The organism is Cumulibacter soli, assembly GCF_004382795.1.
In the GTDB taxonomy this organism is placed as follows: Bacteria; Actinomycetota; Actinomycetes; order Mycobacteriales; family Antricoccaceae; genus Cumulibacter; species Cumulibacter soli.
Genome location: NZ_SMSG01000006.1, coordinates 1 through 22921, shown reverse-complemented (window position 1 = coordinate 22921; position 22921 = coordinate 1). Strand labels below are relative to the sequence as shown.

General features: G+C 64.6%; 20 protein-coding genes. 18 read left to right on the top strand and 2 right to left on the bottom strand.

The features are described 5' to 3' along the window. Nucleotides 1–2 precede the first annotated feature (2 nt). From ftsW to E1H16_RS18920, 12 genes are all read left to right on the top strand, one after another. Nucleotides 3–1613, top strand: coding sequence for a putative lipid II flippase FtsW (ftsW, locus tag E1H16_RS13310; RefSeq protein WP_134324385.1), 1611 nt, complete (start codon nucleotides 3–5; stop codon nucleotides 1611–1613). Further along, nucleotides 1610–2698 (top strand): undecaprenyldiphospho-muramoylpentapeptide beta-N-acetylglucosaminyltransferase, encoded by a 1089-nt coding sequence (murG, locus tag E1H16_RS13305; RefSeq protein ID WP_134324384.1) that lies wholly within the window; start codon nucleotides 1610–1612, stop codon nucleotides 2696–2698. The genes ftsW and murG overlap by 4 nt, the downstream gene beginning before the upstream one ends. Further along, nucleotides 2691–4130: a UDP-N-acetylmuramate--L-alanine ligase gene (murC, locus tag E1H16_RS13300; RefSeq protein ID WP_243837855.1), complete on the top strand. Its 1440-nt coding sequence runs from the start codon at nucleotides 2691–2693 to the stop codon at nucleotides 4128–4130. The genes murG and murC overlap by 8 nt, the downstream gene beginning before the upstream one ends. Then, complete coding sequence (locus tag E1H16_RS13295; protein WP_134324383.1) at nucleotides 4123–4938, top strand: cell division protein FtsQ/DivIB; 816 nt, start codon at nucleotides 4123–4125, stop codon at nucleotides 4936–4938. The genes murC and E1H16_RS13295 overlap by 8 nt, the downstream gene beginning before the upstream one ends. 4 nt (nucleotides 4939–4942) lie before the next feature. Next, the gene (locus tag E1H16_RS13290) at nucleotides 4943–5560 is read left to right on the top strand and encodes a nitroreductase family protein (RefSeq protein WP_134324382.1); all 618 of its coding nucleotides are present in this window, start codon (nucleotides 4943–4945) and stop codon (nucleotides 5558–5560) included. Nucleotides 5561–5575: 15 nt separating this feature from the next. After that, nucleotides 5576–6175: a peroxidase-related enzyme gene (locus tag E1H16_RS13285; protein ID WP_134324381.1), complete on the top strand. Its 600-nt coding sequence runs from the start codon at nucleotides 5576–5578 to the stop codon at nucleotides 6173–6175. A 272-nt stretch (nucleotides 6176–6447) separates the two neighbouring features. Beyond that, nucleotides 6448–7770 carry a cell division protein FtsZ gene (gene ftsZ, locus E1H16_RS13280; RefSeq protein WP_134324380.1) on the top strand — a complete coding sequence of 441 codons (1323 nt, stop codon included), beginning with the start codon at nucleotides 6448–6450 and terminating at the stop codon, nucleotides 7768–7770. A 10-nt stretch (nucleotides 7771–7780) separates the two neighbouring features. Further along, the gene (pgeF, locus tag E1H16_RS13275; protein WP_134324379.1) at nucleotides 7781–8518 is read left to right on the top strand and encodes a peptidoglycan editing factor PgeF; all 738 of its coding nucleotides are present in this window, start codon (nucleotides 7781–7783) and stop codon (nucleotides 8516–8518) included. After that, on the top strand, nucleotides 8515–9279 hold the full coding sequence (locus tag E1H16_RS13270) for a YggS family pyridoxal phosphate-dependent enzyme (RefSeq protein ID WP_134324378.1): 765 nt from the start codon (nucleotides 8515–8517) through the stop codon (nucleotides 9277–9279). The genes pgeF and E1H16_RS13270 overlap by 4 nt, the downstream gene beginning before the upstream one ends. A gap of 68 nt (nucleotides 9280–9347) precedes the next feature. Then, nucleotides 9348–9908 (top strand): cell division protein SepF, encoded by a 561-nt coding sequence (locus tag E1H16_RS18925; protein ID WP_134324377.1) that lies wholly within the window; start codon nucleotides 9348–9350, stop codon nucleotides 9906–9908. Nucleotides 9909–9926: 18 nt separating this feature from the next. Then, on the top strand, nucleotides 9927–10205 hold the full coding sequence (locus E1H16_RS13260; RefSeq protein ID WP_134324376.1) for a YggT family protein: 279 nt from the start codon (nucleotides 9927–9929) through the stop codon (nucleotides 10203–10205). A gap of 83 nt (nucleotides 10206–10288) precedes the next feature. After that, nucleotides 10289–11197 carry a DivIVA domain-containing protein gene (locus E1H16_RS18920; protein WP_134324375.1) on the top strand — a complete coding sequence of 303 codons (909 nt, stop codon included), beginning with the start codon at nucleotides 10289–10291 and terminating at the stop codon, nucleotides 11195–11197. 170 nt (nucleotides 11198–11367) lie between these two features. On the opposite strand, the gene ileS is transcribed toward E1H16_RS18920, so the two are convergent. Further along, nucleotides 11368–14532 carry an isoleucine--tRNA ligase gene (gene ileS, locus E1H16_RS13250; protein WP_134324374.1) on the bottom strand — a complete coding sequence of 1055 codons (3165 nt, stop codon included), beginning with the start codon at nucleotides 14530–14532 and terminating at the stop codon, nucleotides 11368–11370. A gap of 330 nt (nucleotides 14533–14862) precedes the next feature. Here ileS and E1H16_RS13245 point away from each other — a divergent pair, with 330 nt between their 5' ends. The 5 genes from E1H16_RS13245 (at nucleotide 14863) to E1H16_RS13225 (ending at nucleotide 19383) form a co-directional block, all read left to right on the top strand. Further along, the gene (locus E1H16_RS13245) at nucleotides 14863–16362 is read left to right on the top strand and encodes a potassium/proton antiporter (protein WP_134324373.1); all 1500 of its coding nucleotides are present in this window, start codon (nucleotides 14863–14865) and stop codon (nucleotides 16360–16362) included. A gap of 110 nt (nucleotides 16363–16472) precedes the next feature. Then, nucleotides 16473–17015 carry a TraR/DksA family transcriptional regulator gene (locus E1H16_RS13240; protein ID WP_208379056.1) on the top strand — a complete coding sequence of 181 codons (543 nt, stop codon included), beginning with the start codon at nucleotides 16473–16475 and terminating at the stop codon, nucleotides 17013–17015. 23 nt (nucleotides 17016–17038) lie between these two features. Then, entirely contained in the window at nucleotides 17039–17707 is a 669-nt protein-coding gene (lspA, locus tag E1H16_RS13235; RefSeq protein WP_243837854.1) for a signal peptidase II, read from the top strand. Beyond that, nucleotides 17704–18627, top strand: coding sequence for an RluA family pseudouridine synthase (locus tag E1H16_RS13230; RefSeq protein WP_134324372.1), 924 nt, complete (start codon nucleotides 17704–17706; stop codon nucleotides 18625–18627). Before lspA ends, E1H16_RS13230 begins: the two co-directional genes overlap by 4 nt. Beyond that, the gene (locus tag E1H16_RS13225; protein ID WP_134324371.1) at nucleotides 18628–19383 is read left to right on the top strand and encodes a CPBP family intramembrane glutamic endopeptidase; all 756 of its coding nucleotides are present in this window, start codon (nucleotides 18628–18630) and stop codon (nucleotides 19381–19383) included. A 20-nt stretch (nucleotides 19384–19403) separates the two neighbouring features. Here the strand turns inward: E1H16_RS13225 and E1H16_RS13220 are convergent, their stop codons facing one another. Next, a complete protein-coding gene (locus E1H16_RS13220) occupies nucleotides 19404–20987 on the bottom strand; it encodes an ABC transporter substrate-binding protein (protein ID WP_134324370.1) in 1584 nt (527 codons plus the stop codon). A gap of 214 nt (nucleotides 20988–21201) precedes the next feature. On the opposite strand from E1H16_RS13220, the gene E1H16_RS13215 reads away from it, so the two are divergent. Beyond that, on the top strand, nucleotides 21202–22803 hold the full coding sequence (locus E1H16_RS13215) for an AMP-binding protein (protein WP_134324769.1): 1602 nt from the start codon (nucleotides 21202–21204) through the stop codon (nucleotides 22801–22803). The last annotated feature ends 118 nt before the right edge of the window (nucleotides 22804–22921 follow it).

The following is a 22921-nucleotide window of genomic DNA, read 5'->3' as shown; positions in this document are numbered from 1 at the left end:
CGGTGGTCAGCACCGAGTCCGTCGAACGGTCCGCACGCGGGAGCGTGGTCTACGAGTCCGGGCAAGTCGCGCGCCGCTATCGCAACAGCATCGGCGCGTTCCTGACCAAGCCAATGACCTCGTTCTATCTGGTGCTGGTGCTCACCCTCGCGTTGGTGAGTTTCGGGCTAGTCATGATGGCGTCCGCGTCCGCTGTCGATTCATTACAGCTTTATGGGTCGGCGTACTACCTGTTCAATCGCCAGTTGATCTTCGTCGCACTCGGACTCATCGCGATGATCGCAGCGTTGCGGGTGCCGCTAGGTGCCTGGCGGCGGCTATCGCCGATGATGATGCTCGCCGCGCTCATGCTGCTCGCGCTGGTGCTCGTGCCGGGTATCGGCCAGGAACTCGGCGGTGCCCGCCGCTGGTTCGATATCGCCGGGATCATGCTGTTCCAGCCGTCTGAGGTCGGCAAGATCGCTTTCCTGCTCTGGGGTGCACACGTGCTGACCCAGCGGCGCAAAATCCTCAATACCTGGGGCGGGATGCTCAAGCCACTGCTGCCAGGTTTGATCGTGCTGTGCGGTCTGGTGGTGATCGAGCCCGACCTGCACACCACAGTGACGTACATCGTGATCTTCCTGTCGCTGCTGTGGATCGCCGGAGCGCCGATGCGGATGTTCGGGTTGATGCTGATCGCGGGAGCGGCCGTCGGCGTTGCCGCAATCGCGACGCAGGGCTTCCGAATGAGCCGAGTGCTGTCGTTCCTGGACCCCTGGGCCGATGCGGACGGCTCGGGCCATCAAGCAATTCAGGGCTTCTACGCACTGAGCACCGGTGGGATGTTCGGCGTCGGCTTGGGTAATAGCCGCACGAAGTGGGGTGCGCTACCGAACGCGCATTCCGACTACATCTTCGCGATCATCGGCGAGGAACTCGGCTTCCTGGGTTGCGCACTCGTGTTGATCCTGTTCGGTGGAGTGGCCTACGCCGGGATACGGATCGCTAGGCGCACCGGGGACGTGTACATCCGTCTGGTTTCGGCGACGACCGCGGTGTGGATGGTGGCGCAGGCGCTGATCAACGTCGGGTACGTCGTCGGCCTGTTGCCGGTCACCGGCATCACCCTGCCGCTGATCTCCTCCGGTGGCACGTCGCTGGTGGTCACGATGTTCGCGATGGGGATATTGGCCAGTTGCGCCCGACACGAGCCCCCCGCGATCCGTTACCTGCAGTCGCGAGAACGCCGATTCGGTCGATGGCTGTCGCTGCCGGTCCCGGCGAGCGTGACGGTGGACGTCGGCAAGCCACCATCCGGTCGTGCTCGCGGTGGCACGCGGGCTTCGGCGACCGGTGGTTCGACCAAGAAGCGGGCGCCCAAGACGAAGACGGCGGCCGCGCCGAAGGCTCGGACATCCGCGAATCCTCGGACTGCGAAGGCGGAACCCGCGAAGCGAGCGAGGTCGGCGACGAACCCGCCCACGAAACGGTCACCGCAGGCCAAGCGCTCACGAGGTGACACCGGCCGGACGCCGCCCGCGGGCCGGACGGGAACTGGGGCACGCCGCGCGTCGCCGGATCGCGGTCGGAACCGTACTGAGAATCATTCGAGAGGACGACGCACCAGATGAGCCGCCATATCGTGCTGACCGGGGGAGGCACCGCCGGTCACATCGAGCCGATGCTCGCCACTGCGGTCGCGTTGCAGGAAGCCGAGCCCGGCCTGCAGATCACCTGTATCGGCTCAGTTGGCGGGCTGGAGACCAGCCTGGTCCCGCAACGCGGATTCACCCTGCGCGCCGTCCCTGCAGTGCCCCTGCCGCGCAAACCGTCGGCGGACCTGGTGAAGTTGCCGGCCCGACTGCTGCGGGCGCGCGCACAGGCCAAGGCGATCCTGAAAGACACTGAGGCCGCTGCCGTGGTGGGTTTCGGTGGTTATGCGTCTTTGCCGGCGTATCTCGCGGCCAAGAGTCTCGGCATCCCCGTGGTCGTCCACGAGGCCAATGCGACCGCCGGCATCGCCAACAAGATTGGCGCTCGATGGGCCGCATTCGTCGGCACCGCAGCCAAGACCAATGGGCTCGATGGCGCGAGCATCGTCGGTATGCCAATTCGCGCCGCGCTCGCGACGTTGGATCGCTCAGCGCTGCGCGGTGAGGCGCTCGAACATTTCGGCATGCGCCCATCGACGCGCACCTTGCTGGTGTACGGCGGCTCGCAGGGAGCGCGCCGTTTGAACACGGCGATTCTCGCAGCGGCTCCGCAGTTGCATGAGGCGGGCATCGGCGTCCTGCATTCGTACGGGAAGAAGAACACCGTCGAGGAGCCCCACTTTGACGGTGGTCCCTCCTACGTCGCGTTGCCCTACATCGATCGAATGGACCTCGCGTACGCAGCCACCGACTTCGTGCTGTGTCGTTCCGGGATGGGTACGGTCGCCGAGGTGTCGGCCGTCGGTCTGCCCGCGATGTACGTCCCGCTTCCGCACGGTAACGGCGAGCAGCGACTGAATGCCGAGCCGGTAGTGGCTGCCGGCGGCGGCGTGCTCGTCGATGATGCGGACCTGGACGGTCAGTATCTGATTGAACATCTGCTGCCGATCCTGACCGACGAGTCGGTGGTGAACCAGATGGCTGGTGCTGCGCGCGGCGCTGGTCACGCCGAGGCGGCGCAGGTACTGGCAGCGAAGGTGTTGGAGGTTGCACGTCGTGACTGAGCGGGTGCTACCGGCGTACGCCGAAGAAGGCCGGCTCTTCGATGTCGCCGACCTTGGAGCCGTGCACTTCATCGGCATCGGCGGTGTGGGGATGAGCGGTATCGCCCGCATCATGCTCGAACTGGGTGTCACGGTCAGTGGGAGCGACGCCAAGGCGTCCAAGGTGCTCGATGATCTGAGGGCGGCCGGAGCGGTCGTACACGTGGGACAGCGCGCGGAGAATATCGGTGACGCCGACACCGTGGTGGTGTCCTCAGCGATCAAGGTGCAGAACCCAGAACTCGCCGCGGCGTTAAGCAGCGGACGACGTGTGCTGCCACGCGCGCAGGCGCTGTCTGCGGTCATGCGCGGCCGCAAGCCGATTGCGGTCGCCGGGACGCACGGCAAGACGTCAACGACGTCGATGTTGGTCGCCGCGCTGCTGGGCTGCGGCGTCGACGCTTCGTACGCCGTTGGTGCCGAACTGAACGCGACCGGACGCAATGCGCACCTCGGCTCGGGCGAGGCGTTCGCCGTCGAGGCGGACGAGAGCGATGGATCGTTCTTGTTGTTTGCCCCGCACATCGGGGTTGTCACGAATATCGAGGCCGACCACCTGGATAACTACGGTGACTTTCAGAGCGTGCTGAGCGCCTTCGACACCTTCGTCGACACCATTGACGCGGCTGGAGCCCTGGTGCTGTGCGCCGACGACGCCCATGCGGCTGGCCTCGCCGAGCGGGCAGCTCGCCGTGGGCTGCGCGTGATCGATTACGGGCAGGCAGACGCCGCGCAATTGCGACTGCGCGATATTGACGTCGCCGCCGAGCACACGACCTACACGCTCACCGGCGAGGGCGTACCGGGCGAGTTGGAGGTCCGGGTTGCCGCGGCCGGGGAGCACATGGCGATGAATTCAGCCGCCGTGCTCGGAGTGTGCCTGGCCTTAGATCTGTCCCTGGCGTCCGCCGCGGCCGGCCTGGCCAATTACGGCGGGGTCGAGCGACGGATGCAGCTGCGCGGTGAGACCAAGGCGGTGCGGGTGTACGACGATTACGCACACCATCCCACGGAGGTTCGCGCGCAGTTAAGCGCCGCGCGTCGGGTCGTCGGCGACGGGCGAATCGTGGCGTGTTTCCAGCCGCACCTGTTCTCGCGCACCGCTGAATTCGCGCGACAGTTCGGCGAGGCTCTGAGCTTGGCCGATGAGGTCGTGGTGATGGACGTGTATCCGGCGCGCGAGAGCGCCGCCGATTTCCCTGGCGTGACCGGCGAGAGCATTTCGCGATATGTCAGTGCCCCGGTGCGGTTCATCGCCAACCGGGCCGAAGTTGCACCGGCGTTGGCGGCTGCGGCGCGAGCCGGCGATGTGGTGCTGACGATCGGGGCCGGGGACGTTACCGAGTTGGGTCCGCAGGTACTGGCGGAACTAGATGGACTGACCGATGAGTGAACGACGAGCACGCACCAGTTCCCGGGTGCGACCTGCCGATCGTCCACGGCGGACCCGCTCGACGAGTGCGAAGAGTTCCAAAGGTCAGCGAGGGCCGACACGGGCGAAGGGTAACCGTGGCTCGGTACTCAACCCCGGTTTTCCGCGATGGGCGATTATCGCGCTCGTCGCGGCCGTCGTGCTCGTCAGCGGCGGCTGGATCGTCTTCTCTTCCTCGCTGTTCGGCGTACGTGAGATCACTGTCGACGGCAACACGGTCCTCAGTGACGAGGAAGTGCAGAGCGCGGTTGCGTTGAGCGAGAACGACGCGCTGGCGACGGTCGATTCTGATGAGGTCGCCGCGCAGATCAGGCAACTGCCGCCGGTCGCCGACGTCACCGTCTCACGTTCCTGGCCGAGCACGTTGCAGGTGACGATCACCGAGCGTCAGCCCGTGGCCACCGTGACGGTCGGTGATGAACCCTGGCTGATTGATCTGGAAGGTGTCGCGTACGCGGCGGCCACGAAGGCGCCGGAGGCCGCGAAGGGCCTGTTGCCGCTGGAGATAGAAGATCCGGGACCGGAGAGCCTGGCGACCCGGGAGGCAGTGGCGGTCATCGACGGTCTGGACGGGCAGACCCGGGAGCTTGTTGCGAAGGTGACGGCACCCTCGGCCGCGCAGGTGACGCTCGTGCTTAAGGACGGGCGAGAGGTGATCTGGGGCGATTCGTCCAGGATGAACGATAAATTGACCATGCTGCCGGCGGTGCTCAGCCACGAAGGATCGGTGCTGGATATCTCCAGCCCGACGGCGATCGTGATCAAGTAGCGTCGTGGAATTCCAACGGGTGGTCGGCGCTCGCCGCATGGTGCGGGCGTTCCAGCCCGATCGGGTGGTGCCCGAGGCGAGCGTGCGGCGGATCCTGCGCAATGCACAACGTGGACCGAGCGCCGGATTCAGTCAGGGCAACGCGTACGTCGTACTGACGAACGCCGCGGACCGCGAGCGGTTCTGGCGGACTAGCGCCGAAACCCGTGCCGCCAATGATTGGCTCAGCAGGATGCAGCAGGCGCCCGTGCTCGTGCTGTGCTGGTGTAGCGAGAACCTGTACCAGCAGCGGTACGCCGAGGCCGACAAGAGCGAGGCGCGCGGGTTCGCGGCGCCGTACTGGTACGTCGATGCGGGCGCGGCGGCGATGTTGATTCTGCAAACGGCGGTCGATGAAGGGCTCGGGGCATGTCTGTTCGGGATGCCTCCGCAACGTGTCGATCAGATTCGCGACCAGTTCGGCGTACCGGCCGACTGGCTCCCCGTAGCGGTCATCGCGCTGGGGTATGCCGACGCCGAACGCGACCGGCGCTCGGTGTCGTTACGCCGCGGCAGGCGCCCAGAATCCGACGTGGTACATATGGGGCGTTGGGGGAGCGCCGACAGTTCGCTCCCGTCCTGAGGTGAGGAGCTGCCGATGGCGCTGCACAAAGATCCGTCGATCGCGACCCGGGCGCTCGTCCCGGATGTCGAGGACTTCCCGGAGGACATCCGGCAGAAGATCGACGAGGTGACCGAGAAGTCCGGTTTTACCCCGAACGTGTTTCGGGCAGTTGCCTCTCGCCCTGATGAGTGGCGGGCGTTTATGTCGATGCACGATTCGTTGATGGATCGCGACACGCCTGGTTTAACGAAGGCGGACCGTGAGTTGATCGTGGTCGCCACTAGCGCCGAGAACAGCTGCATGTACTGCGTGGTCGCCCACGGCGCGATAGCGCGGATTCGGACCAAGAACCCGCTCATTTCTGATCAGCTGGCCATTGACTGGCGCAAGGCCGATCTCGATGATCGTCAGAAGGTGATCATCGAGGTCGCGGTGAAGCTGGCGATGACGCCCGCAGAGGTCACGGACGGTGACCAGCAGCGGCTGCGCGATGCGGGCTTGACCGATGAGGATGTCATGGACGTTGGTTCAATCGTGGCCTTCTTCGCGATGAGTAACCGACTCGCGCACTGGGGCGGAATGCAGCCCAACCCGGAGTTTTTCCTGATGGGGCGGACCCCGCGGCAGAAGTAGGTGTCGGCGGTTACTGATACGCAGCATCGCAGCGCCCGCGCCGTCCCGGCCATCAGTGCACAGAATGGCGCATCGATATGCACGAATTTTGGCGTGTCATGGCGTGCCTGCATACATCGGTGGCGCTGCTGGCCTACCTTTCAGATAGCGCTAGGTTGACATAACTATAAACCTCTACTTGAGGTTTACGGTTGGTTCTACTGAAGAGGTCGGTCGGCTTCGGTGCTGTCGAACTGCCAGAGTCCGTACGAAACGCAGGAAGGAAGGTCGTAATGACCTCCCCTAATTATCTTGCCGTCATCAAGGTCGTCGGTGTCGGCGGCGGTGGCGTCAACGCCGTCAACCGAATGATCGAGGTGGGGCTCAAGGGCGTCGAGTTCATCGCGATCAACACCGACGCGCAAGCGTTGTTGATGTCCGATGCCGACGTCAAACTGGATGTCGGTCGCGAGGCCACCAAGGGACTCGGTGCCGGCGCCAATCCCGAGGTCGGTCGTACCGCTGCCGAGGATCACCGCGAGGAGATCGAAGAGGTCCTCAAGGGATCCGACATGGTCTTCGTGACCGCGGGCGAGGGTGGCGGTACCGGCACCGGTGGCGCGCCGGTAGTCGCCAGCATCGCGCGCAAACTCGGTGCGCTGACCATCGGTGTGGTCACGCGCCCATTCGCGTTCGAGGGGAAGCGTCGTTCCACCCAGGCGGAGGCCGGGATCCAGGAACTGCGCAACGAATGCGACACGCTCATTGTGATTCCGAACGAGCGGCTGCTGCAGCTCGGCGATCGCAATATCACCATGATGGATGCGTTCCGACTGGCCGATCAGGTGCTGCTGCAGGGCGTTCAGGGCATCACCGACCTGATCACGACCCCCGGCCTGATCAACCTGGACTTCGCCGACGTCAAGTCGGTCATGTCGGGAGCTGGCTCGGCCCTGATGGGGATTGGGTCGGCGCGAGGGGAGAACCGCGCGGTCACCGCTGCGCAACAGGCGATCGCGAGTCCGTTGCTCGAAGCGTCGATGGACGGTGCGCAGGGCGTCATCCTGTCGCTGTGCGGTGGGAGCGACCTCGGGCTGTTCGAGGTCAACGAGGCGGCGACGGTAATTTCCGACGCGGCTCACCCCGATGCGAACATCATCTTTGGTGCGGTGATCGACGATGCGCTCGGAGACGAGGTGCGGATTACCGTCATCGCGGCAGGGTTCGAAGAGGAGCCGGTGGCCGCTGGTCGCGCGAACGCACGACCGGTATCGCAAACGCAGGGCAACGGGAACAGTGGAAACGGGGGCCTGCCGGCATCAGCGGCTGCGTCTCGCTCGGCGGCACGCCCCGCGCCTGCGCCAGCCGCTCGTCAGGACGATGTCGCGAGCGAACCGCCTGCCGCTCGCGGTGACCGGTTCGCAGCGACGCCCCCGTCGGCGGAGCGTTCGGCTCCGCGCGAGGATCGCCCAACGCTGCACCCGCGCCAAGGCGCTCCGGCCGAGCGTCGCGATGTGCCGAGGTCCGCGCCCGCGCCGCGCCCGACCGCCCGTCGTCCGCTGCCGATGGACGATTTCGACGATGACCTCGACATCCCCGATTTCATGAAGGACTAGCCTGCTGGGCATGCCTTCGACAGCGCCAGACAGCACCCGTCGGATTCGACGGGTGCTGTCTACGCGTTCACCGGGAGCCAGTCGCGCGCCCTACAACTCGTTCAACCTCGGCACGCACGTCGGTGACGACGCCGATGCGGTGGCCCAGAATCGAGCGCGCCTGGCGGACGCCATCGGTGTACCGGGACCGAACCTGGTGTGGATGGAACAGGTGCACGGGCGGGGGGTTGCGGTCGTCTCGACTCCGCAACAAGAACCCGTACCGATGGTGGATGCGTTGGTCAGCGACACGCCAGGTATCGCGCTCAACGTGCTGACCGCTGACTGCGTGCCGGTCTTGCTATGGGACGACGAATCCGGCGTCATCGGTGCTGCTCATGCGGGTCGACACGGTGTGCGGCTCGGCGTGGTGAAGGCGACCGTTGAGCGGATGCGTGAGCTCGGCGCGCGCCCAGAGCGAATCGACGCACTGCTGGGCCCTGCCATCTGCGGATCCTGCTATGAAGTGCCAGCGGCGATGCAGGCGGATGTCGAGGCTGCCGCACCCGGAAGCGCGTGCGCCACGAGACGCGGGACGACTGGACTTGACCTACCAGCCGGTGTTGTGGCGCAGCTCACTGCCGTTGGGGTGAGTAGGGTGCAGCGCGATCATCGCTGCACCGCTGAGGACGACGGGTTGTTCAGCTACCGACGCGATGGGCGGACCGGGCGGCAGACTGCCGTCATCTGGATTGAGGAGCGTAGATGAGCGAGGTCAGCGCGGCGGAACTGGACGCCGTCGCCGCACGTGCCGCGGAGTTTCGCCAGCGACTGGATGACGCGTGTCGCTCTGCAGGTCGCTCGCCCGGTGAGGTCAATCTCGTCGCGGTCACCAAGAACCATCCCCCGCAGTACGCGGCGCGCGCTTTGGCGAGTGGACTGTTCGACCTCGGGGAGAACAAACCGCAGGAATTAGCCGCGAAACGGGCCGGCGTCGGCGAGGTCGACCACGACCTGGGCCAGCGTGCCACGTGGCATTTCATCGGACGACTGCAGCGCAACAAGGCGAAGCAGGTGGTCGCGAACGCCGATATGGTGCACTCGGTCGATCGGTCCGCGCTAGGCGCTGCGTTGGCGAAAGCCGCGCAAGATGACGATCGATGGTCGGCGTACGCGCCGCTGCCGGTATTGCTTCAGGTCAATCTGGACCCTGATGCGCCACGTGGTGAGCAGGATTCTGCCGCCGCTCGCGGCGGGGCGCATCCGGCAGACATCCTGCGGTTGGCCAACGATGTCGCCGGACACGAGTTGTTGCGGATTCGCGGACTCATGGCAATTGCGCCCCTGGGGCAGGACCCCGACGTGTGTTTCGCGCGCCTCTATCGACTCAGCCTCGAGTTGCGAGTCGAGTTCCCCGCAGCGGAGGTCATCTCCGCAGGAATGTCCGGTGACTACCCGGCTGCGATCGCGCACGGAGCCACGCACGTGCGTGTCGGAACAGCGATCTTCGGTGAGCGCCGATTAGCCTAGGGCGAGCACGAAAACGAAACCACCGCGCAGCATTTATGCGCGCGTCCTCAACCCAAGAAGGTGGCCAGATGACCGGAGCCATGCGGAAGATGGGCGTCTACCTCGGCCTCGTCGAGGATGATGCGCACGAGGCCGACGTACGTGATTCGTCCCCTCGTGCCCGCGCCTACGACCGCCGGGAGTCCGACGCTCACGCAGATGCGATCAGCGAGGACGATCGCTTCGATTACGACGACGCCGACATCGACGACCTCCCGCCAGAGCCCCGTTACAGCGCGCCGGTGAGCGTTCCGGAGCGCGCCGTGCCCGAACCGCGTCTCGCAGCGCGCGAGGTCCCGGCGCCTGCGGCCCCGCAGCGGATTACGACGCTGCATCCGCGCACCTACACCGAGGCTCGCACATTGGGTGAGCAGTTCCGCGACGGTAACCCGGTGATCATGAACCTCACCGAGATGGACGACGCCGACGCGAAGCGCATCGTCGACTTCGCGGCCGGTCTCACGTTCGCATTGCGCGGTTCATTCGAGCGAATCACCGCGAAGGTCTTCCTGCTGTCGCCGCAGAAAGTCAAGGTCACGGCCGAGGAAAAGGCTCGTATCGCGGACGGCCGCTACCCGGCTCGCGGCTAGCACGCGCACAATAGACAGGTGAACGTTTTCCTGGATGCGCTGCACCTGCTGCTTTTCATTCTCGTCGTGCTGCTCTGGGTGCGCATGGTGATCGAATGGGTGCGGATCTATGCACGCCGCTGGGTGCCCTCCGGGCCCGCCGCGATCGCGATTGATGGCGTCTACACCGTGACCGACCCGCCCGTGAAGTTGGTGCGGAGATTAATCCCTCCTATCGCAATCGGGGGTGCAAGGGTCGACTTAGGGTTTATGGTTCTAGTATTAGTCCTCAGTCTGGTCCTGAGGTTCACCCCCTGAGCAGGCCCACGTGGGGTTGCGCCGGTCCCGGCTGGCGTGCTCTGCCTGCAGATCCGCACTGAGTGAAGGAAAAAGGACAAACAATGCCGCTGACTCCCGCCGACGTCCACAATGTGGCGTTCAAGAAGCCACCGATTGGCAAGCGCGGATACGACGACGAAGAGGTCGACGCGTTTCTCGACCTCGTCGAGGCCGAGCTCGCCAGGCTCATCGAGGAGAATGCCGACCTCCGCTCGCAGGTAGCCGACCTCGAAGGTCAGCTGGGTGGACGGCCGACCGCCAGCGAGGCGCCTTCGAGCGCCAGCGGTCACTACTCGGTATTGGCCGACAACGCGGCGGAATCCGAGGCGCAGACCGCCCCCGCCGAACCGCAGCCCGAGCCGGTCGTCGAGCGGCAGGCTCCCGTCGCTGCGCCAGAGGCCGCCGCGGCACAGGCTGAGCCGGCCGCGCAGCCATCCGCGATCGATGAGCACCTGCATGCCTCCCGGATACTCGCCCTCGCCACGGAGACCGCAGACCGCCACGTCAGCGAGGCGAAGGAGAAGGCCGGCAAGGACCTGGCGGACGCCGAGGAGAAGGCCAAGACTCTTCGCGAAGAGGCCCAGCGCCAGCACGATGAGACTGTGACCAAGGCGAAGTCCGAAGCGGAGCGCCACCTCACCGAGGTTCGCACCAACGCTGCAGCACTGCTGAGCGACTCGCAGACCAAGGCCGCCGCGACCGAGAAGGCCGCGCAGGAGCGTGCCCAGGAGCTCACCGCCGCCGCCGAACGCAAGCAGGCCGACATCTTGCGTGCGCTGGATGAGCGCAAGAGCGCGTTGGAGCGCCGTATCGAAGGCCTACGCGAGTTCGAATCGTCGTACCGCACGCGGATGCACGGCTACCTGTCGAATCAGCTCAAAGAGATCGATTCCATGCCGCAGCTCGCTCCGGACGGTGACGCCGAAGGCGGCGGCACTAAGGTATCCGGCTTCGTCGGATCAAACGACTAACACGACGCTGAACGCCCGCCACATTATGTGGCGGGTGTTCGCGTTTCCTGACCGCTCCTCAGTCGCTGACCGAATGGGGCCGACCTGTCGCCGCCTCGTACGGGCTGTCGCCCCGGAGCGCGGTACGAGCGCAACGGAGACGACGACCAACGGAGACGCACAGGGCGCGGCTACTGAGCCTTCGTCACCCACACTCGGAGCGAGTCATCAGCGCCGTCCTCGGGGCGCTCGAGCGCACCCTCGGACACGTCGGTCGCCAGAACCTCGTCGGCAATGCGATCAGAGTGCGCAGCCACTGCCGCCGCAACGTCCGCGTCCGAGGACGCCCACGCCAGGGCGATGCGGTCCGACACGTCCAGGCCAGCGTTCTTACGCGCGTCCTGAATCAGTCGGATCGCCTCCCGAGCCACGCCTGCGGCACGCAGTTCGTCGGTGATCTCTAGGTCCAGCGCCACGCTTTCGCCGGCCTCGGTGTGCACCGCCCAACCCTCCTGCGGGGTTTCGGTGATGATCACGTCGGCGACGTCCAGGGCGAACGGTGCGCCGTCGATCTCGATCGACGCGGTACCGGCGCGTAGGTCGGCAGCCAGTTGCGCAGCGTCAGCGGCCGCGATCTGCTTGGCGGCATCCTGCACTTTGCCGCCCAGCCGCTTGGCGAGATCGCGGAAACTTGCCTTCGCGCTGACGTGCACGAGTTCCCCGGACGCCTCACCCAACGGTTGCACAGACAGCACGTTGAGTTCGTCGGCGACCTCCGTGCGCAACTCGTCCGAGAGCCGCGCGAAACCGCTCGCGCCGATCAAGGCGCGACCCAGCGGCTGCCGCGTACGCACCTTCGACGCCGTACGCGCCGAGCGTCCGAGGTCCACGAGCCGGCGGACCTGCGCGATGTCACCCGACAATTCCGCATCGATCAACGATTCGTCGTGCGCGGGCCATTCGGCCAGGTGCACCGACTCGGGCGCATCCTGATCGGCAGCACGCACGATCGTGCCCCACACCTTCTCGGTGATGAACGGTACGAACGGGGCCATGATCGCGGTCAACTTGCTGACCGCCTCGGTCAGCGTGGCTAGGGCGCTGGGATCGCCGTCCCAGAAACGCCGGCGCGAACGGCGCACGTACCAATTCGACATATCGTCGATGAACTGAGTGATTCGACGCCCGGCGCGGGTCGAATCGAACTCCTGTAGGGCTTCGTCGACGACCTTGATGGTGTCGTTGAGCTCGGAGAGCAGCCAGCGATCCAGCGAGGGACGTTCGGTAACCGCGGGAGCGACCTGCTGCACCTCGGCGAGATCAACGTTGTTCGCATCGGCGTACAGCGTCAGGAACGAAGCGGTATTCCAATAGGTCAGCAGTACCTTGCGTACGACCTCGCCGATCAACTCATCGCCCACACGGCGGGTCGCCCACGGGTTACCGACGCACAGCATCAGCCAACGCAGCCCATCGGCGCCATGCTGGTCCATCAGCGGCACCGGCAGCATGATGTTGCCGAGGTGCTTGCTCATCTTCTTGCCGTCCTGATCGACAATGTGTCCCAGGCAGACGACGTTCTTGTACGAGGACTGGTCGAAGACCGTCGTACCGACGGCCATCAACGAGTAGAACCAGCCGCGGGTCTGGTCGATCGCCTCGCAGATGTAATCGGCGGGGTAGGTGCGTGCAAACTCTTGCTCGGAGCCCGCCACGTGCGGGTAGCCCAACTGGGCGAACGGCATCGAACCGGAGTCGTACCAGGCATCGATGACCTGCGGCACCCGGCGGTAGGTGCCTTCCTCGCCGTCGACGGTGAACGTGATGTCGTCGATGAAGGGGCGGTGCGGGTCGAGTTCGGACAGGTCGCGGCCGGTGCGCTGCGAAAGTTCGGCACGCGATCCGATACACACCAGTTTGGTCGGATCCGTGTCGTTGACCCAGATTGGCAGGGGAGTGCCCCAATAGCGATCGCGCGAGAGCGCCCAGTCGATGTTGTTGTTCAGCCAGTCGCCGTACCGACCGTGCTTGACCGTCTGCGGATGCCAGGTGGTGCGTTCGTTCTCGCGAAGCAGTTCGTTCTTCTTCTGCGTGGTGCGGATGTACCAGGACGGCAACGCGTAGTACATCAAGGGCGTGTGGCAGCGCCAGCAGTGCGGGTAGGAGTGCTCGTACTGCTTGAAAGCAAACAGCAGACCTCGCTCGCGCAGGTCACGCACCAACGGTTTGTCGGCTGTTTTGAAGAACTCGCCGCCGATCAGCGGCAACTCGGGCGTGAACGTACCGTCGGCGCGCACCGGGTTGATCACTGGAAGTCCGTAACTCTTGCATACGGCCATATCGTCGGCGCCGAATGCGGGCGCCTGGTGCACCAAACCGGTGCCGTCCTCGGTGGTGACGTAATCGGCCAGTACGACGTAATGGCCGTCGGCGCCCTCAGGCCACTCGAGCAGGTCGAACGGTCGCTGGTACCGCGCACGTTCGAGGTCTCGCCCCGGCAGTGAGGACAGCACTTCGGCGTCCGCGCCAAGCACGGATTCCAGCAAAGGCTTAGCCACGATCACCGAGCGGTCCTCCGCGGCGAAATCTGCGCCGCGGGCCACGACGTACTCGACATCGGGATGTACGGCGACCGCTGTGTTCGACACCAACGTCCACGGCGTCGTCGTCCACACCAGTAGATCGGCGTCCTCGATTTCACTCGGGCCGTCGATCAGCGCAAACCGGACGGTCACCGAGGGGTCGGTGATCGTTTCGTACCCTTGCGAGACTTCGTGATCGGACAGGCCGGTGCCGCAGCGTGGGCAGTATGGCGTGATCCGGTGGTCCTTCACCAGCAGGCCACCGTCGAAGATCTGCTTCAGCGACCACCACACCGATTCGACGTACGAGGCGTTCATCGTCCAGTACGCGTCGTCCAGGTTGATCCAGTAACCCATCCGGTTCGTCAGCTCGGTGAAGGCGCCGACGTGCCGCTGCACCGATTCGCGGCACTTGGCGTTGAACGCCTCGATGCCGTATTTCTCGATATCGGGTTTACCGGAGAAGCCCAGTTCCTTCTCCACTGCGATTTCGACGGGCAGTCCGTGACAGTCCCATCCTGCGCGCCGCGGTACGGAGTAGCCCTTCATCGTCCGGTAGCGGGGGTAAAGGTCCTTGAACACGCGCGCCTCGACGTGGTGCACCCCGGGCTGGCCGTTAGCAGTCGGTGGGCCCTCGTAGAACACCCATGGCTCACCGTCGGCAGTGCGTTCGATGCTTCGTTCGAAGACGTTCTGCTGCTGCCAGAACTGCAGGACTTCGTGGTCGAGCGCGGGTAGGTCGACCTTATGCGGGAGTGGCGTGGCTTTGGCCATCGGTGGCGGTCCTCGTCGATCAGAGTTACGTGATGAGAGGGACGACCTTCGCCGGTTGGCGACAGTGGCCGCGGTACCACCCTCGTTGGCCTGCAGCGCAGGCCCACTCGAAGTCGAAGTGGCCGGTTCTACGCGCCGTGATGGCGTTCTTCCGGCAGCTCGGGGGTGATGGTTCGGGGTGTCCGGTCGCCAGGCTCGCACCAACCCTGGTCGCTCATCGGCCGGGGCACCCGTACTGGTCCCGTCAACGCTGTCGCACTTCGGGACACAGAATACTCCAACGCGCGACCCGCTTGGCGGTACCGGTAATCGATACCAGATAATTCGCAAATGGGACTCACGGTGACGCTACTCATAGCCACCGTTGTCGTACTCGTCGGGATCGTTGCGGTCCGTGCGACCACCCGAATCGGCCTTCCGTCCCTCCTGCTTTACCTCGCGTTTGGTGTGCTGCTCGGGGTCGCCACAAACTGGCATGAAGTCGATCTTGCCAAGGACCTCGGCACGCTGGCTTTGGTGGTGATTCTCGCCGAGGGTGGCCTGACCACGCGCTGGCGCGACGTCAAGCCGTTCACCGGCTTGGGTATCGCGCTGTCCACGATCGCTGTTGCCGTCAGCGTATTGATCATGGCTGGTTTCATGATGCTGGTGCTGGGGACAAGCTGGCAGGTCGCCGTCGTCACCGGTGCGATCATCTCGTCGACTGACGCGGCAGCCGTCTTCTCGGTGCTGCGTGGGCTGGGATTGCCGTCCCGGATCACTGCCGCGTTGGAGTTGGAGTCGGGGCTCAACGATGCGCCGGTCATCCTGCTGGTGACGTTTCTGTCCGTACCGATTGATGAGATCCACTCCTGGTGGCAGATCGTGCTGCTGATTGCCTACGAACTGGTTGGCGGCCTGCTGATCGGCTTGGCGGTCGGATTTGGTGGGGTTGCCCTGATGCGGCACGGATCGCTGCCGTCATCCGGTCTTTATGCGTTGATGGCATTGGCCGTATTGCTGCTGTCGTACGAACTCGCCACCGTAGCCGGAACCAGCGGCTTCCTCGCGGTATATGTCGCGGGTGTCGTGCTGGGTAATTCGAATCTGCCGTATCAGCGCGCGGTGATCGGCTTCGCCGAAGCGTTGGCGTGGCTGGCGCAGATCTGCCTGTTCGTCATGCTCGGTCTGCTGGTGTTCCCGGCGCAGATCCCGCAGGCCATACTGCCCGCGTTGCTGATCGGCGCGGTGTTGCTGTTCGTCGCTCGGCCGCTCTCTGTTGCCGCTGCCTCGATTGGCCGTAAGGTCCCGCTGGCCGAGCAAGTCTTCTTCTCCTGGGCGGGGTTGCGCGGGGCGGTGCCGATCGTGCTCGCCACTATCCCCATCTCCAACGGTCTCAGCGGTGGGTGGGAGATCCTGCACATTGTCTTCATCCTGGTGGTCGTGTTCACCCTGCTGCAGGGCACCACACTGCCGTTCATCGCTCGTCGGCTACGGCTGACGGGGCAGTCCCACACGCAGGACGTCGAGGTCGAGGTTGCCGTGCTGGACGAGATGGCCGCCGACCTGATGACCGTGTCCGTGCCCGATGACTCGCGCCTGGGCGGCCTATATATCGCTGACCTGCGACTACCGCCGGCGAGCGCGGTGAGTCTTGTGGTGCGCGGCGAGGTCCGCTTCGTACCGGATCAGCAGACTCGGATTCATGGCGGCGACCAGTTGTTGGTGGTGGTGGCCAGCGAACAGCGAGAAGCCACAGAAAGGCGGGTCCGGGCGTTAGCCCGCACCGGTCGCCTCGCGCGGTGGTTCGATGACGACGGAGAAGAAGATCGTCCAGGCGGACAGCGTTGACGCCGATAGTTGGTCATTGACAATTCTTCTCACGTGCGTATCCTGCGACACAGTAAAGGGCATCCCGCGGCTGGTACGCGGGATGTTCGCGTACCTGAGCGGGGGTCAATGTGGCAGCACGGATCCGAACAGCACAGTCATCTGGCGACGTCACCAAGCCAGCTCGTAAGGCCGCCAAGAAGGCGACGCCGGCAAAGAAAGCGGCGGTCGCGAAGAAGACCTCTTCGGCTAAGAAGGCGACTCCTACGAAGGCCGCATCCGCGAAAGCAGCGCCCAAGCCGGTGCGTTCGCGGCTGAGCGCTGATGACCGCGCCGAGTTCACCGCGCTGATCACGACCGAACTCGCGCGGGTGCGTGCGGAGTACGACTCTTCGATGGCCGCGCTGGATGACCTGAAGAAGGCCGGTCAGGATTCCGCGGGCGACGACGTGGCTGACGCCGGCGCGAAGACGTTCGAGCGCGAACATGAGATGTCCCTGGCGAACAATCGCCTCGACCTGATAGCGCAGATGGAACGAGCGTTGCGCCGGGTGGAGGAGGGCAGCTACGGCGTCTGCGAGAGCTGCGGGAAGATGATCCCCAAGGCGCGACTCAAGGCCTTCCCGCAGGCGACGCTGTGCGTGGAATGCAAGTCGCGCGAGGAGCGCCGCTAGGCCCGGCCTGCGATAATCATCGCGTGCCTTCACCCGATACCGCTAACCCGTCCACCCGCGTGCGCCGTCGTACGGTGCTATTGGGCTCCGTCGCGCTTGTCGCTTTCCTGATCGATCTCGGTACGAAGCTCTGGGCGGTCGATGCATTGACCGGTCGCGAGCCGCTGAAACTGTTCGGAGGCGCCCTCTATCTGACGCTGGCGCGCAACACCGGAGCGGCGTTTTCGCTCGGCACAGATTTCACCGTCATCATCACCATCGTGATGATGACGGTGGTGGTCGGAATTCTGGTCATCTCCCGCAAAGTGCTGTCGACACCATGGGCGTTGGCCCTCGGTCTGGTACTCGGCGGCGCGTGCGGCAACCTGGTCGATCGATTGTTCCGGCACCCGGGACCGTTTCGCGGTGCCGTGGTTGACTTCTTCAGCGTGTTCGATCCGTACGGCGGATTCTTTGCGATCTTCAATGTCGCAGATATCTGCATCGTCGGTGGCGGGATTTTTGCTGCTCTGCTGGCACTAACTGGTCGCGAACTCGACGGGACGCGTACGAAGGACGAGAATTCCGCTTCCTCGAACGAGAAGACGTCGTCGGCAAGTGAGTCGCCGGAGAGCGAAGCAACGCAAATTGAGCCGGATGATTCGCGTGCGGAGGGCCACTCGACGCACCCGGACGGGCAGGAGCGCGCATGAGCTCGCGTTTCTTGCCGGTACCGGACGGCTTGGACGGTATGCGGGTCGATGCAGCGTTGGCGCGCCTATTGGGCGTTTCGCGCACCGTGGCAGCCGAGTTGTGCGCCAGCGGTGACGTCCTCCTTGACGGTGCGGTCGTCGGAAAGTCTGACCGGTTGACCGCTGGTGGGCTGCTGGACGTCACCATGCCGGACGCCGCAGTTGAACATCGCCTCGACGAGCGGCCAGTCGCCGGGATGAGTGCGATCTACTCCGATGACGACATCGTCGTCATCGACAAGCCGGTCGGGGTGGCCGCGCACCCGAGCCCCGGTTGGGAAGGTCCCACGGTCATCGGCGGAGTGCTGGCGATGGGGCATCGGGTATCGACCAGCGGCGCCGAAGAGCGTCGCGGCATCGTGCATCGCCTGGATGCTGGGACGACCGGGCTCATGGTGGTGGCGAAGTCCGAGCGGGCGTACACCGTGCTGAAACAGGCCTTCCGGGAACGAACCGTTGAGAAGGTGTATCACGCGATCGTGCAAGGGCACCCCGATCCGACGAAGGGCACGATCGATGCACCGATCGGACGCCATCCTCGGCACGACTGGAAGTTCGCGGTACTTGCTGGTGGTCGGGATTCCATTACGCACTATGAAGTGATTGAGGCTTTTCCGGCGGCGAGCCTGGTGCACATTCACCTGGAGACCGGACGTACTCACCAGATCCGGGTGCACTTTTCCGCGCTGCGTCACCCCTGTGTCGGAGATGCGATGTACGGGGCGGATCCCACGTTGTCCACGCGACTCGAGTTGTCGCGGCAGTGGCTGCATGCGCGTCAGTTATCCTTCGCGCACCCCGCCGACGGACGGTGGGTGACGTTCGAGAGTCCGTACCCGAACGACCTGCAGCACGCGTTGGACCGGTTGCGCGGGGAGTAAATGATCGAACGTATCCAGTTGCCGACGGCGTTGGCCGACTTTGGCGATGCCGCGATTGCCGCGGCGATTATCGTGGCGTATCTGGTCATGGCCGAGCCGTACGTCGGTTTCGTGCTGCATCGTCGGTTCGAGGCCGCCGCTCGACGATTCTCCGACGCGCGTCGCTGGCTGTACCGGCGACTCCTGCTGCTCGAGTGGGTCCTGGCTGCCTTTTGCGTGGCGGTCGTGGTTATCGCAACGGATGTCGATCTGGCGACCATCGGCCTCCGACTGCCCGAGGGGCCAGTGGCCATCTCGGTCACGGTGCTCGCAGTGGGCGCCGCGGCCGTCATGCTCGCGTTGACGGTGCGTTTCGTCGTGCGCACCGATGGCGTGACTCAGTTGCCTGCCGGCCAGTCAGTGCTCGCCATGTTGCCGCGATCGCCGGTGGAACGACGCCTGTTTTCGATCGTGTCAGTGTCGGCCGGAATCTGCGAAGAACTGATCTACCGCGGCTTCTTGATCGCGTTTCTCGCCGCTGTTCTGCCCGCCGCCCCGCTGTGGATATGCGTGCTGATCGCCGCGGTGGTATTCGGTTTGGCACATGCCTACCAGGGGGCTGTGGGGGTGAGCACCACATTGCTAGTCGGGTTCATTCTTGGGGTTCTGTATCTGCTCACCGGCTCATTGCTGGCGCCGATCCTGGTACACGCCCTCGTTGATCTGCGGGCGATCCCGCTCGGTCGGCTGCTCGCGCCCGCCGCCAAGACGCGCTGAGTTGGCGGCGGGCCACGTCGCTATTCGGCGGTGAGTGCAACCCCACGCAGATCGGTGAGCCCGTTGGAGGATTGGCTTACCCCTGAGACGTTGGGGGCGAATCCAGCGGAGTGGTGTTGAACGCAGATCGGGATGATGTGCGGCGGGTTCGCCACCCACTCGTCCATGAACTTCTCGTACTCGGTGGCGCGCTCGGCGGGGTCCAGGGTCGCCGAGGCTTTGGCCGCGTAATCGAGCATGACGCCGTAATCCTGACCACCGGGATTGATCAGGGCGTCCGGGGCTAGATATCGGCCGAGCAATGCATCGGGATCGTTGATGCCGGTGAACTGCGTGGTAATCGCCTCAGCGGTCTTGTCGATCGCGTACTCCTGGACGACCTGTAGGGACGGTAGCGACTTCACGTGCACCGTGATCCCGACCTTGGCCAGTTGGCTCTGTACGACCTCGGACAGCTGCTGCAGGCTGGTCGAGTTGGCATTCACGGACGTGATCTCCAGCCCGTCGGCGTCGTGGTCGGTGAGAATCTGCTTCGCGGCCTCGGGGTCGTAGCCGTAGATGTCGAGTCCGTCGCCGATCTTCTTGCTGTAACCCGGGCTTGATTCGGGGAACGGCTGAATTTGCGGAGTGCACGCGCCTTCGTATAGACCTTCGGCGATCGCCTCACGGTCCAGCGACATGTTCAGGGCTTTGCGAACTTCGGGGTCATCGAAGGGTTCCTGGCCACCGTTGACGGCAAAATAGGCGAACTGAGCACTGGGTTCGGACAGGACGGTGATGTCCGAACCGATGGCGGTGTTGAGTTGGTCGGCGCTGAGGTCGGCGGCGTCCACCTCTCCGGCCATAAGGGCGTTGTACCGCGTTTGGTCATCGAGCATGAGCCGGTAAGTCATGCTCGCCACGCGTTGCGCATCTGGATCCCAGTAGTCAGCCGACTTCTCGAACTCGACCCGGTCACCGGGCAAGATCTGGGTTGCGGTGTAGGGCCCGATCCCTACCGGCTTCTCGGTGAGCGTTCCGGATTTCGCAGCGGTGGGCGAAACCATGATTCCCGGGCGCGAGGCTAGGACGACCGCGAGCGAGCCGAGTCCGCCGTCCACGTCGATGCGAACGGTGAGGTCATCGACGACCTCCACCCCAGTGACCTGGTAGAGCTCGCCGTTGACCTTGCTGTCTGTACCGCGGGCTCGATCGAGATTGAATTTGACCGCGTCAGCGTCGAACGCCGTGCCATCGGCGAAGGTCAGGTCGCTTCGTAGCGTCAGCGTCAGCGAAGTGTTGTCCTCTGACGGCGTGAACTTCTCGGCGAGCATCGGTTGGATCTCGCCATTGGCGGCCTGGCGCAGAAGCCGGTCGTACACGGGTGCGTAGAACGTGAGGTCGTTGCCGTCGACGCTCTCGACCGGGTCCCAACTGACCCCGAAAGCAGTACCGCCGTAGGTGAAATGCGCTGCCGGATCGAATGAGTCGTCCAGGTCGATGGATGACTCGAGACCGTCCGCGGCCGAAGTGCCGTCAGCCCGGTCAGGGGTGTTGCCGCAGGCTGCCAGCAGCAACAGGCTGGTCGACAACGCGGCGGCACGCGCCAGCGATCGACGGAACATTAAGGACCTCCAGGGGTTCGAATGGACGGCCCGTAACCACCTCCGCGTTCGATGATCGCGAATAGTTTTGCCGTCGAACACGTCACTTTACACTCCAGTCAACCCGCAACCCGATAGGCTAGATATCAACCACGTATGGAAAGCGGCGCGCTGCTCCACACTTGTGTGTGTTTCGCCCGTCCGGATCCGAACCAAGGAGTCGCTCTTGAGTGCTATGCCGAACTACGACCACCGGACGTTGAGTTTCGCATTCGAGCGGGCGTTGGCCGATCGCCCCGATGCGGTCTCGACCGTGTTCGCCGGACGAGAATGGACCTTTCGCCAGTCCTACGACGAAGCCGCCAGACTCTACGGCGGGATGCGCAACCTTGGCGCAGGCTCGGCAGAACCGATCGCGCTGCAGTTGGACAACTCGGCCGACATGCAGCATGCCTGGATCGGATTAGGCCTCGGTGGGGCGATCCAGGTGCCGGTCAACACGGCGCATCGAGGCGACTTTCTGAGCCACGTGCTCAACGATTCCGGGGCGAAGATCGCGATCGCGGAGGACAGGTACGTCGAGCGCTATGAACTCGTGGCCGACGATCTGCAGCACCTGCGGACGCTCGTGGTGCGTGGCGATGTGCGCGCGGCCGATGGGCTGCGTTCGCGTCTGAACGTCGTCTCGCTGCAGGACGTGCTCGCCTCCGATGCGGTTAACTTCCAGCCGAACGATCCCGCGAGCCTGATGGCATACATGTACACCTCGGGTACTACCGGGCCCTCGAAAGGTGTCGAGGTAACGCATGTGCACGCGTACACCTATTCCTCGCGTGAAGACTCTGCGGACACGCTGACACCCGAGGACCGGGTCCTGGTGACCCTGCCGATGTTCCATCTCGCCGGCCAGTGGGCTGGCTGCTATGGCGCGATCATCCATCAGTGCGCCTGCTATATCGAACCGGGCTTTTCGGCGTCCGGTTTCTGGCCCCAGGTACGTGAGTACGGCATCACCAGCACGTCGTTGTTGGGCGCTATGGCAGAGATCCTGCAGCAGCAACCGCGCCGTGATGATGACGCGGACAACCCGCTTCGCGTGGCTGGGATGAGCCCGTTGGCCTCCGACGTGTATACCTTCGCCGAGCGATTCGGAATTGAGATCGGGACGGCGTACGGGATGAGCGAGATCGGTGCGGTGATGCGGGCGAATTGGAGCGAGATCAAGCCGGGCGGCGCTGGTACCGCGCGCCCCGGGTACGAACTGCGAATCGCCCGACCCGACGGCTCAGCGGTCGCCACCAACGAGGTGGGGGAGTTGTGGGTGCGTTCGGCGGACCCGCGGATGATGATGCGCGGCTACCACGGCCTGCCGCAGAAGACGGCCGAGACCATCGTCGATGGCTGGGTACATACCGGAGATGCGTTCCGGCAGGACGAGGACGGGCATTACTACTTCGTGGATCGGATGAAGGATGCACTGCGCCGTCGCGGCGAGAACATCTCGAGTTTCGAGGTAGAGAAGGCGATCAACGCGCACCCGCAAGTGTTGGAGAGCGCTGTCGTCGCTGCGCCGTCCGAGTTCGCCGAAGACGAGATCAAGGCGGTCATCATCGCGCGCGAGGGCGAGCAGATCGACCTCGTCGAACTGACGAAGTTCCTTGCCGAACGGATGCCGTACTTCATGGTGCCGCGATACATCCAACTCGCCGATTCCTTGCCGCGTACGCCGACCCAGAAGATTCAGAAGCACATGCTTCGTACCGAAGGGGTCACCGAGCAGACCTGGGACCGCGAAGCTGCCGGCATCCGCGTGACCCGCGACGGGTTTCAGGGGTAGCCCTGCAGCGCGGTGTGCGTCAGGGCGAGGTTGACCTCGACCTAGACGGTATGGAGTGACCGCTCAGGGCTCCTGAGGGTTGCAGGCCGGGGCCCCACTCACAAATAGTCGTGGGTTA